This window comes from Lutibacter holmesii (genome assembly GCF_042679665.1).
GTDB classification, from domain to species: Bacteria; Bacteroidota; Bacteroidia; order Flavobacteriales; family Flavobacteriaceae; genus Lutibacter; species Lutibacter holmesii.
This window is the reverse complement of sequence record NZ_JBHTMV010000006.1, coordinates 149,336-163,691: the sequence shown is the minus strand read 5'-3', so window position 1 is coordinate 163,691 and position 14,356 is coordinate 149,336. Positions and strand designations below refer to the sequence as shown.

The following is a 14,356-nucleotide window of genomic DNA, read 5'->3' as shown; positions in this document are numbered from 1 at the left end:
CAATGATAAAAACAATTTGGTATCAATTTGTAAAAGGTTACGTAAAAGTTGGACTGTTTTTTCTAATGAAAAAAATTACAGTTTACGGAAAAGAAAACATACCTAAAAAGGGAGCAGTTATATTTATTGCAAACCATCAAAATGCGCTTATTGATGCTATTTTAATTCCAACTACAAACAATAGAAACACTCATTTTTTAACAAGAGCAGCTGTTTTTAAAAACGATAAAATTGCCAAAATTTTTGACTCATTAAACATGCTTCCTATTTACAGAGTACGAGATGGACTAAATACCATTGAGAAAAATTTAGCCATTTTTGAAAAGTGTTTCAACATATTAAACAAAAAAAAGGGACTCGAAATTTTTGCTGAAGGTGAACACCATATTGAAAGAAGAATTATTCCTTTAAAAAAAGGCTTTGGAAGAATTATTTTAGGAACACTACAAAAACACCCTGATTTAGAAATTCAAATTGTACCTGTAGGCTTAAATTTTGATTCGCATTTAGTTTACCCGTGCAGTGCTACTATTTACTATGGAAAGCCAATAAGAGCAAATGATTATTTAAATGTTAAAAATCACGATAGCAAATTCTCAGATCTTATTTCTGTAGTTTCAAAAGCAATGAAACAACTAACTTTACACGTAGATGATTTTAAAAATTACGATGCAATTATTGAAAAGTTAGAAAACAATAATGTTGATTATTTGAATCCTACAGCTGCAAACGAACTTTTAAAAAATATTGATGCATTGCCTGAAAAAGACTCACGCAAAAAGCAACCAACTAACTGGTTTTATCCGTTGCAATTATTATTTAAAATAAATAGTTTTATTCCGCTTTTTATTTGGCATAAATTAAAAGGAGGCATTAAGGACGTATTGTTTACAAACACATTTAGGTTTGCATTAATTACAACATTATTTCCTTTAATTTATTTGCTTCAAGCAATAATTGTTTATTTTATTTTTGATTTAAAATACGCACTTTATTATTTGGCTGCTTGTGTTTTTTTAGGCGTTGTTTCAACAAAAACCACTCCTATTCCTCAATAATAGCGTCTTGAATAAATTGTTGAATATCTGTTCTAATATTTTTTCTTACCAATCCCATATTGCTGGCTGTAGGAAAAATTCTATTTGATAAAAACACATACACAATTTCTGACTCAGGATCAGCCCACGTGTAAGTACCCGTAAAACCACTATGCCCAAAACTTGAATCAGATACACAACCACAAGTTGCTTTTTCTTTTTCTTTTATTTGTGGCTTATCAAAACCTACACCTTTTCTAACCTTGTTTTCTGCATAATACCGATGATTAAACTTATCTATTGTCTTAGGTTGAAAATAGCGTTTCCCTCCGTAATAACCTTTTTGCAAATACATTTGCATAATTTTAGCAATATCATTCGCATTTGAAAATAAACCTGCGTGGCCTCCAATTCCTCCTTGCATTGCAGCGCCCATATCGTGCACATAACCATGTACTAATTGAAATCTATAATAATCATCTTTTTCAGTAGGGACAATTTCACTTTTTGCAAATTTATTCAACGGTAAATACGTTGTTCTATTCGCACCTAAGGATTTATAAAAATGAGACTCTGTAAGTTTTGCTAAATCTTTTTTATAGTAACCCTCTAAATAATCTTTAAAAATATAATACGACAAATCACTGTACTTGTACCCTATTTTTTTTCGTTGATCTTCTTTTGCAATAATATTTAGAATTGTGTCTTTATAATCACTTCTTAAATACAAGTGATCAGCAACTTTTAACGCATAATTCTTTGACCTTTGCTCACTATAATATTCATGAGAAGGCTTTTTTGAGATACTATCTAATGTATGAATATAAAAAGGAATCCAAGCGTGTAAACGACCATAATGAGACAATACTTCTTTCACCGTTAGTGTATCCTTATTAGTATTTTTAAACTTAGGTAATAACTGCCCTATGGTACTTTCTAAAGAAATAGTTTCTTGCTCTTCTAACTCCATTATTAAAGGTAATGAAGCCAAAATTTTTGTTAAAGATGCAATATCATAAACATCACTATTTTTAACTAAAGTTTTCTTTTCTAAAGTATGATATCCAAAACTTTTATTATAAACTACCTTCCCTTTTCTGGCAACCAACACTTGCAAACCGGGAGCCATTTCATCCTTTAAAACAATATTTGCAATAGAGTCTATTCGTTTTAACTTTTCACTACTAAGCCCAACATCTTCTGGAATAGAATATCCTAACCTATTTAATGATAATGATGTGAGTCCGTGACCTTCAGAAAAAGATTTTTTTATAGAAACCGGTAACTTACCTTTAGCTTCAACAGCACCAAAAATCATTTGTGCTGAAATTTCTTGCGAAACCTTACTATTTTGATAAGACACTACTAAACCTTCAATATTTTCAAAGGTTTTTATTTGCAACAAACTATACGGACTTGCAAAAACATCTAAAATTATATTATTTGATCTGGCAATTTCTTGCAACCATACTAAGTCACGATCTTTAAATTTATAATTTTTCCAAGGATTTTTATTAGACTTATGAAAACCAACAATTACTAAATTATACGGTTCTAATTTTACAATTAGCTCATCTAAATTAGTTGCTGTAACAACGTCAACTTTTTCATAATTGTTTAACATTGTTACAAAAGAATCATTATCAGCATCACCCAACTTTACATAGGCAATCTTTTTTTTATCTAAATTCTGAACAGGAAAAATAACTTCCTCATTTTTTAATAAAGTAATTGAATTTTCGACCAATTCACGGTGTAACAACTCATCTTCTACTGTATTTAAATCTTCAATTAAATGTTCAATTTCAATAGGTTTATAATTGTTTAAACCGGCCCAATATTTTGTTTTTAAGATTTTTCGAACAGAATGATTTAAGCGCTCTTCTGTTAATTCACCTGAAGCCAATGCTTTTTTAAAACGCTCAACAGTTTCAGGAATATTTAAAGGTACATCTAACAAATCATTCCCCGCCAAAATAGCTGCTAAATTAATTTCTTGTGATGATGAAAAATTTGCCGACGCTTTCATATTCATAGCATCAGTAATCACCAAACCATTAAAACCTAATTCCTGTTGTAATAAACCTGTAACAATTGGTTTAGATAGTGATGAAGGCAATGCCTTATTTGGCTCTAAATTTGGAACACATAAATGCGCCACCATAATTCCTGCAACACCTTCATTAATAATTTGTTTAAATGGATATAATTCTACAGAATCTAACCTTTCTTTTGTGAAATCAATTACAGGTAATGCCAAATGCGAATCTGTTTCTGTATCTCCGTGTCCAGGAAAATGCTTTGCACTTGCCAATACATTTAAACTTTGTAATCCTTTGCTAAAAGCAATTGACTTTTGCGCAACATTCTCTGGGTTTTCACCAAAAGAACGATTTCCAATTATTGGATTGTTTGGATTGATATTTACATCAACAACCGGTGCAAAGTTCATATGAATTCCCATTCTGTTACAATGCTTTGCAACTTGAACACCAAAATCTGTGATTAATGAATTGTTTTGCACTGCGCCTAAGGTCATATTCCAAGGAAATCTAAATGTGCTTTTTAAACGCATATTTAATCCCCATTCTCCATCAATTCCAACCAATAAAGGATATTTTGATAACGCTTGGTATTTATTGGTTAGTTTTGCCTGTTTTAAAGGCTGATCTTGAAAAAAAATAAGTGCACCAATGTGGTATTTTTTTATCAAGTTTTCAATGAATTTTTCATGTACTACATCTTTATTTGAATAGGCTGCAACCATAAATAATTGTCCTATTTTTTCTTCAACAGTCATTGAATCAATAATTGAATTTACCCATTGTGTTTGGGCAATAGAATCTAATGTTTTTAAAGGATCAACATTTTGAGCCTTTAAAAAAACACCATTCAATAAAATGATTAAGAATAGAAATTTTTTAAACATGAAAAAATAAACTTATTTATATTAAGAAATTAAAAATCGTTTGTGCCAACTTTTATTAGCTGGAACTTCCCAAGTTGACTCAAATTCACTTTTAGTTTGTATCATATTGTTAAAAACAATGGTGTTTGAATTTATCTTTTCAAGCTTGGCATATTTTTGAAAATCGGCCATTGGCACCACATTTATATTGGCAGCATCTTTAAACGAAATATTTAACTTATTTGTTAAATCAACCGAAAATTCGGTCTCAATATTTTTTATAAAATTTACTGAAGCATCAATAGAACACCCTGAAACATTTTGAAATGTTTCATCAACAGCAAGTACAATAAAATGATTGTATTTTATACAAAATGAAGCTTTTAAATCATCACCGTGACGTTGCCAATTTTCAACAAAATCTTTTAATTTTAAACTAATATTTTTCACTTCATTTTCAGAAAACTCTCTATTTGATTGGTAAATCCAAACTCTTGCTGCACCATCTAAATTTTCAAAATTAACAAACATACTTATATTTTTTGATTGAATTTATTTTGCAAATCTGCCAATGAATTTTCTGTTTTTCTAGGGAAAACCTTTTCTCTAATTTCTTTCAATACTTTTTTAGTATACAAAGGGAAATCGGCATTTTGAATCCAAGAAAAATACCCTTTATCTTTCTTTAAAATTTCAGCAACTTTTTGACCTTTGTATTTTCCAAAAGTAAAAATTTCATCTTCATCATCATCAAACTGAATAAAACCGGCAAAATCTGCTCGTTTTTTAAATGTTGAATACTCACTTAAAAAGTTAACATTATTTTCAACATCATCATATTTTTCTAATTGCGCCTTTAAAATTTCATAGGTAGCCATCGTATCAGCTTCAGCTGAATGGGCATTTTCTAAACTTTTTCCACAATAAAATTGATAACCTGCACTTAAAGTACGTTCTTCTTTTTTATGAAATATTACTTGCACATCAACTGCAACTCTATTTTTCATATCAAAATCAACATTGGCACGTAACATTTCTTCAGCTAACAATGGAATATCAAATCTGTTTGAGTTAAAGCCTGCTAAATCACAGCCTTCAATCATTTCACTAACTTTAACTGCTAATTCATTAAATGTAGGTTCTGTTACTACTTTTTCATTAGTAATTCCGTGAATATCTGAAGCTTCTTTTGGAATTTCCATTTCAGGATTTACCAACCAAGTTTTACTTTCTTTATTACCGTTTGGTAACACTTTTAATATTGAAATTTCTACAATTCTATCTTTAGCAATATTAATTCCTGTAGTTTCTAAATCGAAAAAAATAATTGGTTTCTCTAACTTTAATTCCATAGTTTTTTAAATAAATTTAAGCTGTAAATATACAACTTGTAATTTACGATTTATGGAATATTATGAGAGTTTTTCTTTAATTTTTAACAAAAATTTAAAGCTAAAAATATTACTCGTTTTCTAGTTGAGAACGGTATTCATTTAAATGAATTTTGTATTTACTTGGTAATTCAGGTTCTTTAAAATTGTATTTTTTTAAATTTTCTAAAATAATTTCAGCAACTCTTAAACGCGCTGTAGGCTTATCATCGGCCGGAATTACAAACCAAGGTGCATGTTCTTTTGATGTTTTATTTAACAACTCTTGATAGCAAAACTGATATTGACCCCATAATTTACGTTCTTTTAAATCTCCTGCTGAAAATTTCCAGTTTTTTTGCTTTAAACGCAATCTTCTTAACAATCTGTTTTTTTGTTCTTCTTTTGAAAGGTTTAAAAAGAATTTTAAAACTATGGTGCCGCTATTAACTAAAAACGATTCGAAATTATTAATTTCTTCCATTCTATTGTTATAGAAATCATTATTTAAATCTTCAACACTTTTAATTGATGGAATATTCTCACTTAATACAAACTCTGGATGCACGCGCGTTACCAAAACATTTTCATAGTGAGTTCTATTAAAAACACCTATTTTTCCCTTTGCAGGTAATGCAATATAATGTCTCCACATATAATCGTGACTCAACTCTTCTTCAGTAGGCACTTTAAAACTGTGCACCTCAACTCCACGAACATTTACTTGTTTAAATACCTCACGAATTAAACTATCTTTCCCGGCAGTATCCATACCTTGTAAACAAATTAAAGCAGCATATTTACCTTCAGCATACATGGTATCTTGAAGTTCTCCTATTTCTTTACGAAGCTTTTTTAACTTCTTTTTTGCTTTTTGGTCAACTTCTTTTGTGATAGAAGTACTTAAATCAATTGTATTTGTTACTTGGTATTTATTCATTTTAATAGCTTTATTTATTTACTTGCAAACATTTGCACATCAGACTGTGAAACTTGTTTTTCACCTAAAATAATTAAACGTTCAACTACATTTCTTAATTCTCTAATGTTACCTGTCCAATCATAATCTTGCAACAATTTTATAGCTTCATTTGAAAATGTTTTTATTGCTATTCCTTGTTCTTCGGTTATTTGTTTTGCGAAAAAATTAATTAAATGTGGAATATCACCACGTCTATCATTTAAGGCCGGTACATGAATTAAAATTACAGCCAATCTATGGTATAAATCTTCTCTAAACCTACCTTTTGAAATTTCCTCTTTCAGGTTTTTATTAGTTGCCGCAATAACTCTAACATTCACTTTAATATCCTTATCACTTCCAACTCTTGAAATTCTATTTTCTTGTAAAGCTCTTAACACCTTTGCTTGAGCTGACAAGCTCATATCTCCTATTTCATCTAAAAAAATAGTTCCGCCGTTTGCTGCCTCAAACTTTCCTGCTCTATCTTTATTCGCTCCGGTAAAAGAACCTTTCACATGTCCAAACAACTCACTTTCAATCAATTCTGAAGGAATTGCCGCGCAATTCACTTCAACCATTGATGCTTTTGTACGTTCGCTTTTTTCATGCAACCAATGTGCAACCAATTCTTTACCAGTACCATTTGGACCCGTAATTAAAACACGAGCATCAGTAGGAGCAACTTTTTCGATCATATTTTTAATATGAGTTATGGCATCGCTTTCACCAATCATCTCATATTTTTTACTTACTTTTTTCTTTAGTAATTTATTCTCAACTACTAACTCTTTTCTATCTAAAGCATTTCTAACCGTATTTAGTAATCTATTTAAATCTGGTGGTTTTGAAATATAATCAAATGCTCCTAAACGCATTGTATTAACAGCTGTATCTAAATCTCCATGACCAGAAATCATAATAACCGGAATCTCAGGTTTTAGTTTTTTAATTTTTTCCAACACCTCAACACCATCCATTTTGGGCATTTTAATATCGCATAAAACTAAATCGTAATCAGATTTCGAAATTTTCTCCAAACCTTCTAAACCATCTACAGCTTCTTCTAACTGATACGACTCATTTTCTTCTCCAATTATTTTTACTAAAACTCTACGAATAGCAGCTTCATCTTCTATTATTAATATTTTTGACATTTATTTTATTTTTGGCTTTTGATATATGAATTCTATACTTCTACTCACATTCAAAAAACGTTCCAAGTTTTATTTAAAATTGTTTTAGTTCTTATTCAGTTCTTTTAAAAACATGCACATCTCTTTGTGGAAAAGGTATTTGTATTTTATGTTCTCTAAATTTTTTATCAATTTCAAAACGCAAATCGCTTTTAATTTTTAATTGAGTAAAGCTATTATTTATGTTAAAAATCAATCGGAATTGTAATGCGCTATCAGCAAATTCCATAAACAACACATCTGGTTTTGGATGTTTTAAAACTCTTGGATGCTGCTCAGCAACTTCAATTAATAATTGCTTTACTTTTTCAACATCAGAACCATAAGCAACACCAACGTTTAAAGCTTCAGTAGTTTCTATTCCATTTTGTGTCCAATTAAATAAACTATGTGTTAAAAATATGTGATTAGGAATAATTAGCACTCTATTATCAATTGTAACTGCACGTGTTGTTCTTAAATTAATCTCAAAAATTCTTCCAATTTTTCCGTCAACTTCAATAATATCATGAACGTGTAACGACTTATCTAACAAAATAAAAATACCCGAAATTACATCTTGAAACAACGTTTGAAGCCCTAAACCAAGACCAACCAATAATGCAGCAGAACCGGCTAATAAAACACTAACTTCAATACCTGAAGATTCTAATGTTATTATAATTACAAAAACATAAATGAAGTATCTTAAAAAAGTAAATACTGTTTTAAATTTACCTTTATCATTTTCTTCTAGCCTTTTATTAATTATTTTTCGAATAAGTCTCAATAAATTATTCGTTATAAAAAAAGCAAAAATAACAACTAGAATTGCTTTTACAGAAATATGAACTTGATCGCTAAATTCAAATGTATAATTTAATATGCTATTAATTTTTCCCAAATCTTAATACTTTAACCATTTATACAACTCTTTATAACTTGGTTTTTTACCATACATTAAAATTCCAACTCTATAAATTTTTGCTGCAAACCATACAATACCAATAAAAGATACAATTAATAAAAGCATTGAAATTGCTATTTGCCACCAAGGCACACCAAAAGGAATACGCATTAACATTACAATTGGAGAGGTTAAAGGAAAAATTGAAAACCCAATTGCAATAGGACCATGCGGATTTTCAATTACAGAAAAACCAACATAAATTGCTATAATTAAAGGCATCATTACCGGTAACATAAATTGCTGCGTATCTGTTTCACTATCAACCGCTGCACCTATTGCTGCATAAATAGAACTATAAATTAAATAACCACCTAAAAAATATACAATAAACGAAAAGAAAATGGTTAAAATAGGCAGATTTTTCATTTCTAAAAAAGCAATTTGCAAATTGCTATTTGCTGTTTGTTGAACCTGATCTGCCATTTCAGAAGCTACACCAACTCCTTGCACTTGAGAAATATCTGTTGCTTCAACACCAAAAAACATTGAAATAGCAAACATTAAAAATCCCGCTGAAATTGACCAAATTATAAATTGTAAAACACCTGCAAAAGCGTTCCCCAAAATTTTTCCCATCATTAATTGAAATGGTTTTACTGATGAGATTATAACTTCAATAATTCGGCTATTTTTTTCTTCAATAACACTGCGCATTACTGATGTTCCGTAAATAATAATAAACATAAAAATTAAATACCCAAAACCTCCACCTGCTGCCATTCTTAAAGCACTCCCGATTTTTGAAGACTTTTCACCTGAAAAATTTTCTGAAGCTATATTAACTTCTGTTTCTGTTGCTTTTATTTGCGCAATATCTACTTGAAGGTTTTCAATTTTAAGGTCTCTAATTTTACGTTCTAGTTTATTTTCAATACTATTTATAATGTTAATACTTGGAGCATCTACAGAGTAAAAGGCAATTCCTTTTGAAAGATTATTTAATGAATCAGCCTTTGGAATATAAACCAAACCATAATAAAACTCTTCTGTTTTTAATTTGGCTTCGTCTAAACCTAAATTGGTTAAATTAATATATTTTGTAGCTTCAGTATCTTTAAAAACAGATGCTAAAACTTCCGATTCATCAACAACAGCAATTGTTCTAATTTCTTCACTGTTTTTTTGATTTAAAAAAATCATTAACATAATAAAACCAACCATTAAAAGCGGACTTAAAATAGTCATAACTATGAATGATTTATTTTTAACTTTTGCTAAAAACTCTCTTTTTATAATTAATTTCAACTTATTCATTGTTGGCAACAGCTTTTAAAAATATATCATTTGCACTAGGAATCACTTCGGTAAAATGAGTAATTTGCGCTTTGTTATTTAGAAATTGAATTAAATCATTAGATGATTCATTTTCTTTTAAACTTACCTTTAACCTAAGATCTTCATTAAATAAAATTTTAGGTGAATTTTCTGCTCTAAATTTTGAATTAATATCAAGCAAAAGCGCTTCTTTATCTTGGCAAGCCAAACCAACTTCAAATTGATTTGTTTTAAACTCTTGCTTAATATCATTAAGCTTGCCATCTAAAATTTTGTTTGATTTATCTATAAGCGCAATATAATCACATAATTCTTCAACAGATTCCATTCTATGCGTTGAAAAAATTATGGTAGCACCTTCATCTCTTAATTGTAAAATTTCATCTTTAATTAAATTGGCATTTATAGGATCAAATCCACTAAAAGGTTCATCAAAAATCAATAATTTAGGAGCGTGCATAACCGTTACAATAAATTGTACTTTTTGCGCCATTCCTTTTGAAAGTTCTTCAATTTTTTTGTTCCACCAATTGGTAATTTCAAATTTCTCAAACCAATATTGAAGTTTCTTTTTAGCTTCATTATAAGGCATTCCTTTTAATTGCGCCAAATAAATAGCTTGCTCACCAATTTTCATACGCTTATATAAACCGCGTTCTTCTGGTAAATAACCAATATCTAAAATATGATGTGGTTGTAGGTTTTCACCATTCAACAATATTTTACCACTATCAGGTAACGTTATTTGATTGATGATTCTAATTAATGAAGTTTTCCCTGCTCCGTTTGGTCCTAATAACCCAAATACGCTTCCTTTGGGTACCGAAATTGAAACGTTATTAAGTGCTGTAAATTTCCCATAGGCTTTACTTACACCTTCAACGCTTAAAACATTTTCCATGTACTATATTTTATTTCTATAAACGAAAATAAACTTACTTTATGAGTAATCCTTGATTTTTTTACAATTTTTACTGTAATTTTTCAATATATTTTTGTTGAATTAATTGTAAACTTTCTAATGAATATTTTGGCTTAACAATTCTTAAAACTTCTTTAACGCCTCCGTATATATATACAATACCTTTGGCAATATCATAGTTTTTATCGGTAATATTATTTTTAATTTCAAAAGTAATTTTTCTAAACTCTTCCCAACTCATATACCTTGGTATTACAGCGTAATAAACATCATCTTCAATATTTGATTTAAAAATACCTTCGGCTAACTTATCAACATTAAAAAATCTATTAATACGAATTAAAGCATCGGTTTCTTTAAATTTCTCGCTTTTTGCAAATTCATATCCTTCATCACTATAATATTGTTGTATTTTTCCAATTTCAGTATATCTATTAATTCCTTTTACACGAATACCGTCTAACTTTCTTGACCCTATTTTTACTTCGCATTTTGCACCATCTAAATTAAGCCCATACTTTTTATTAATGCCAGCCGTAACTCTTAAAATTTTCTCAAAAGAATTAGGTGTTTTTGTTACAAAAATAATGGAATCGGGTTTTACAACATCTGTAAATCTTGAATAATAAGATTTGTGAGGATTTGGAACATTGATAACAAAAGTTCTTGGTAATTTATTTTCATCAACAGTATCAATATTTTCTTGCTTAATAATTTTTCCAATATATTCTAGTGAAGCCATAATAGTTTAGTTTTAGTTTAGTGTTTTAAACTTATCCTTTTTTTTTTGAAAAAACAAACAAAATAGCTTCAAATAGAAATTTCAATAATTTATTATGCACGCATAGTATTTTTTTATATATTTGGTAAATGCAAAAAGAATTAACTATAGATCACGCACTTAGAGCTACTTGGCAAGCGGTTGCCAAAATGTATAATGAACAAGCTGTTAAGTTTGACAGTACTATGGCCATGGCATTTGTACTTTTAAATATCGATAAAAAAAATGGAACTCCATCTACTTCATTAGGACCTTTAATGGGAATGGAACCTACAAGTTTATCACGTATTTTAAAAAATATGGAAGTTAAAGGCGCAATTTATCGAGAAAAAAATCCAGATGATGGTCGTGGAGTTCTTATAAAGCTAACTGAGTTTGGCCTTATGAAACGAAAAATTTCAAAACAATATGTAATTCAATTTAATGAAGCTGTAAAAAGTCAATTAACAGCACACCAAATTGAGTGTTTTTTTGAAGTTACCAGTACCATTAACAAGCTAGTTAATGAAAAATCAATATTTGAAACTTTACCTACTAAATAAATATACCGAAAAATGAAAAGACCAATTAAAAAAGTTGCCGTAATAGGTTCCGGAATCATGGGATCTGGTATTGCTTGTCATTTCGCAAACATTGGTGTAGAAGTTTTACTGCTAGATATTGTTCCGTTTGAACTGAACAGTACCGAAAAAGCAAAAGGACTAACACTAGAAAATAAGTTTGTTAGAAACAGACTGGTGAACGACAGTTTAAAAGCTTCACTAAAATCAAAACCTTCACCTATTTACAATCAAAAATTTGCGAGTAGAATTACTACTGGAAATTTAGATGACGATTTACAAAAAGTAAAAGATGTAGACTGGATTATTGAAGTGGTTGTTGAACGCTTAGACATTAAAAAATCTGTCTTTGAAAAAATTGAAAAGTATCGTAAACCTGGTACGCTAATAACTTCAAATACTTCAGGAATTCCTATTCAACTTATGAATGAAGGACGAAGTGAAGACTTTCAAAAACATTTTGCTGTAACACACTTTTTCAATCCGCCACGCTATTTAAAATTGTTTGAAGTAGTACCAGGACCAAACTGTTCACAAGATGTTACTGACTTTTTAATGATGTATGGAGAAAAATTCTTAGGAAAAACTTCGGTTTTAGCTAAAGACACTCCTGCTTTTATAGGAAATAGAGTTGGAATTTTTGGAATCTTGAGTTTATTCCACCAAGTAAAAGAATTAGGTTTAACGGTTGAAGAAGTAGATAAATTAACCGGTCCTGTAATTGGCCGTCCTAAATCTGCAACTTTTAGAACTGTTGATGTAGTTGGTTTAGACACTTTAGTACACGTTGCAAACGGTATTTATGAAAACTGCCCAAATGATGAAGCCCATGAACTTTTTAAACTACCAGAATTCATTAATACAATGATGGAAAATAACTGGTTGGGAAGTAAAACAAAACAAGGTTTTTACAAAAAAGTTGTTGAAGGCGGAAAAAAATCTATTCAAGCTTTAGATTTAAAAACGCTTGAATACAGACCTAGTAAAAAAGCCAAATTTGCTACGCTTGAACTTACAAAAACAATTGATAAAGTTATTGACAGATTCAAAATATTGGTGAAAGGAAAAGACAAAGCCGGTGAATTTTACCGTAAGAATTTTGCAGCAATGTTTGGTTACGTTCAAAATAGAATTCCAGAAATTTCAGATGAATTATACAGGCTAGACGACGCCATGAAAGCTGGTTTTGGTTGGGAACACGGACCCTTCCAAATTTGGGATGCTATTGGTGTTGAAAAAGGAATTGAATTAATGCAAGCCGAAAACATTCCGGTTGCATCTTGGGTTACTGCAATGGTTGAAAGCGGACAAAAATCATTCTACACAGTAACTGATGGTTCAAAATATTATTATTCCATTCCTTCAAAATCTCAAGAAAAGATTCCTGGACAAGATAGTTTTATAATTCTTGATAATATTAGAGAAGCCAAAACTATTTGGTCTAATTCAGGTGCATCTATTCAACATTTAGGAGATGGCGTTTTAAATGTAGAGTTTCAATCTAAAATGAATACACTTGGAGGTGAAGTTTTACAAGCAATTAACAAAGGAATTGATTTAGCTGAAACAGAATACGATGCTGTAATTCTTGGAAATCAAGCTGAGCATTTTACCGTTGGTGCCAATTTAGCAATGGTATTTATGATGGCTGTTGAACAAGAGTATGACGAGTTAAACTTCTCTGTAAAATATTTCCAAGATACCGTAATGAGGTTACGCTACTCTTCTTGTCCAACAATTATTGCGCCACACGGCTACACATTTGGTGGAGGATGTGAATTAAGTATGCACGCAGATAAAGTAATTGCTGCAGCTGAAACGTATATTGGTTTGGTTGAATTTGGAGTTGGAATTATTCCTGGCGGTGCCGGATCAAAAGAAATGGCCTTAAGAGCTTCTGAAGGTGTGCTAAAAGACGATGTTAAGTTAAATAAATTACGCGATTACTTTATCAATGTTGCAATGGCAAAAGTGGCAACTTCAGCACACGAAGCATACGATTTAGGATTTTTTAAAGAACATAAAGACATTGTTGTGGTTAATAAAGATCGTCAAATCGCAACGGCAAAACGTCACGCAATTCAACTATTAGAAGATGGATATATGCAACCTGTACATAAAAAAGTACAAGTGTATGGCCAACAAGCATTGGGTATGTTTTTAGTTGGAACTGATAGTTTAGTTAACGGAAAATTTGCTTCAGAACACGATCAAAAAATAGCCAATAAATTAGGTTATGTAATGGCTGGAGGAGATTTATCTGAACCAACATTGGTTTCAGAACAATACCTTTTAGATCTAGAACGTGAAGCTTTCATGAGTTTATGTACAGAACGTAAAACTTTAGAGCGAATTGAGCACATGTTAAAAACAGGTAAACCTTTAAGAAATTAAACA

Annotated in this window: 12 protein-coding genes; 3 read left to right on the top strand and 9 right to left on the bottom strand. The window is 30.1% G+C overall.

The features are described from left to right. Window positions 1–2: 2 nt before the first annotated feature. On the top strand, window positions 3–1,058 hold the full coding sequence (locus tag ACFQ5N_RS12415; protein WP_386809914.1) for a lysophospholipid acyltransferase family protein: 1,056 nt from the start codon (window positions 3–5) through the stop codon (window positions 1,056–1,058). On the opposite strand, the gene ACFQ5N_RS12410 is transcribed toward ACFQ5N_RS12415, so the two are convergent. The 9 genes from ACFQ5N_RS12410 to ACFQ5N_RS12370 form a co-directional block, all read right to left on the bottom strand. Then, window positions 1,045–3,966, bottom strand: coding sequence for a glycoside hydrolase family 3 N-terminal domain-containing protein (locus ACFQ5N_RS12410; RefSeq protein ID WP_386809913.1), 2,922 nt, complete (start codon window positions 3,964–3,966; stop codon window positions 1,045–1,047). The two genes, ACFQ5N_RS12415 and ACFQ5N_RS12410, sit on opposite strands and share 14 nt — an antisense overlap. Before the next feature lie 21 nt (window positions 3,967–3,987). Next, entirely contained in the window at window positions 3,988–4,476 is a 489-nt protein-coding gene (locus ACFQ5N_RS12405; protein WP_386809912.1) for an ABC transporter ATPase, read from the bottom strand. Window positions 4,477–4,478: 2 nt separating this feature from the next. Then, window positions 4,479–5,297, bottom strand: coding sequence for an exonuclease domain-containing protein (locus tag ACFQ5N_RS12400; RefSeq protein WP_386809911.1), 819 nt, complete (start codon window positions 5,295–5,297; stop codon window positions 4,479–4,481). Window positions 5,298–5,406: 109 nt separating this feature from the next. Continuing rightward, a complete protein-coding gene (locus ACFQ5N_RS12395) occupies window positions 5,407–6,255 on the bottom strand; it encodes a PPK2 family polyphosphate kinase (RefSeq protein ID WP_386809910.1) in 849 nt (282 codons plus the stop codon). 14 nt (window positions 6,256–6,269) lie between these two features. After that, window positions 6,270–7,433 carry a sigma-54-dependent transcriptional regulator gene (locus ACFQ5N_RS12390; protein WP_386809909.1) on the bottom strand — a complete coding sequence of 388 codons (1,164 nt, stop codon included), beginning with the start codon at window positions 7,431–7,433 and terminating at the stop codon, window positions 6,270–6,272. Window positions 7,434–7,524: 91 nt separating this feature from the next. Next, window positions 7,525–8,355: a mechanosensitive ion channel family protein gene (locus ACFQ5N_RS12385; RefSeq protein ID WP_386809908.1), complete on the bottom strand. Its 831-nt coding sequence runs from the start codon at window positions 8,353–8,355 to the stop codon at window positions 7,525–7,527. A 3-nt stretch (window positions 8,356–8,358) separates the two neighbouring features. Next, window positions 8,359–9,675, bottom strand: coding sequence for an ABC transporter permease (locus ACFQ5N_RS12380; RefSeq protein WP_386809907.1), 1,317 nt, complete (start codon window positions 9,673–9,675; stop codon window positions 8,359–8,361). Then, the gene (locus ACFQ5N_RS12375) at window positions 9,668–10,597 is read right to left on the bottom strand and encodes an ABC transporter ATP-binding protein (protein ID WP_386809906.1); all 930 of its coding nucleotides are present in this window, start codon (window positions 10,595–10,597) and stop codon (window positions 9,668–9,670) included. The genes ACFQ5N_RS12380 and ACFQ5N_RS12375 overlap by 8 nt, the downstream gene beginning before the upstream one ends. Window positions 10,598–10,667: 70 nt before the next feature. After that, entirely contained in the window at window positions 10,668–11,360 is a 693-nt protein-coding gene (locus ACFQ5N_RS12370) for a hypothetical protein (RefSeq protein ID WP_386809905.1), read from the bottom strand. 128 nt (window positions 11,361–11,488) lie between these two features. Between ACFQ5N_RS12370 and ACFQ5N_RS12365 the strand changes: the two genes are divergently transcribed. Further along, on the top strand, window positions 11,489–11,941 hold the full coding sequence (locus tag ACFQ5N_RS12365; protein WP_386809903.1) for a MarR family winged helix-turn-helix transcriptional regulator: 453 nt from the start codon (window positions 11,489–11,491) through the stop codon (window positions 11,939–11,941). 12 nt (window positions 11,942–11,953) lie between these two features. Then, complete coding sequence (locus ACFQ5N_RS12360) at window positions 11,954–14,353, top strand: 3-hydroxyacyl-CoA dehydrogenase/enoyl-CoA hydratase family protein (RefSeq protein WP_386809902.1); 2,400 nt, start codon at window positions 11,954–11,956, stop codon at window positions 14,351–14,353. Window positions 14,354–14,356 lie beyond the last annotated feature (3 nt).

Coding starts and splice junctions, on each gene's coding strand:
- ACFQ5N_RS12375 (WP_386809906.1), bottom strand. CDS start 10,597: ATGGAAAATGTTTTAAGCGTTGAAGGTGTAAGTAAAGCCTATGGGAAA.
- ACFQ5N_RS12410 (WP_386809913.1), bottom strand. CDS start 3,966: ATGTTTAAAAAATTTCTATTCTTAATCATTTTATTGAATGGTGTTTTT.
- ACFQ5N_RS12365 (WP_386809903.1), top strand. CDS start 11,489: ATGCAAAAAGAATTAACTATAGATCACGCACTTAGAGCTACTTGGCAA.
- ACFQ5N_RS12400 (WP_386809911.1), bottom strand. CDS start 5,297: ATGGAATTAAAGTTAGAGAAACCAATTATTTTTTTCGATTTAGAAACT.
- ACFQ5N_RS12370 (WP_386809905.1), bottom strand. CDS start 11,360: ATGGCTTCACTAGAATATATTGGAAAAATTATTAAGCAAGAAAATATT.
- ACFQ5N_RS12360 (WP_386809902.1), top strand. CDS start 11,954: ATGAAAAGACCAATTAAAAAAGTTGCCGTAATAGGTTCCGGAATCATG.
- ACFQ5N_RS12380 (WP_386809907.1), bottom strand. CDS start 9,675: ATGAATAAGTTGAAATTAATTATAAAAAGAGAGTTTTTAGCAAAAGTT.
- ACFQ5N_RS12405 (WP_386809912.1), bottom strand. CDS start 4,476: ATGTTTGTTAATTTTGAAAATTTAGATGGTGCAGCAAGAGTTTGGATT.
- ACFQ5N_RS12390 (WP_386809909.1), bottom strand. CDS start 7,433: ATGTCAAAAATATTAATAATAGAAGATGAAGCTGCTATTCGTAGAGTT.
- ACFQ5N_RS12415 (WP_386809914.1), top strand. CDS start 3: ATGATAAAAACAATTTGGTATCAATTTGTAAAAGGTTACGTAAAAGTT.
- ACFQ5N_RS12395 (WP_386809910.1), bottom strand. CDS start 6,255: ATGAATAAATACCAAGTAACAAATACAATTGATTTAAGTACTTCTATC.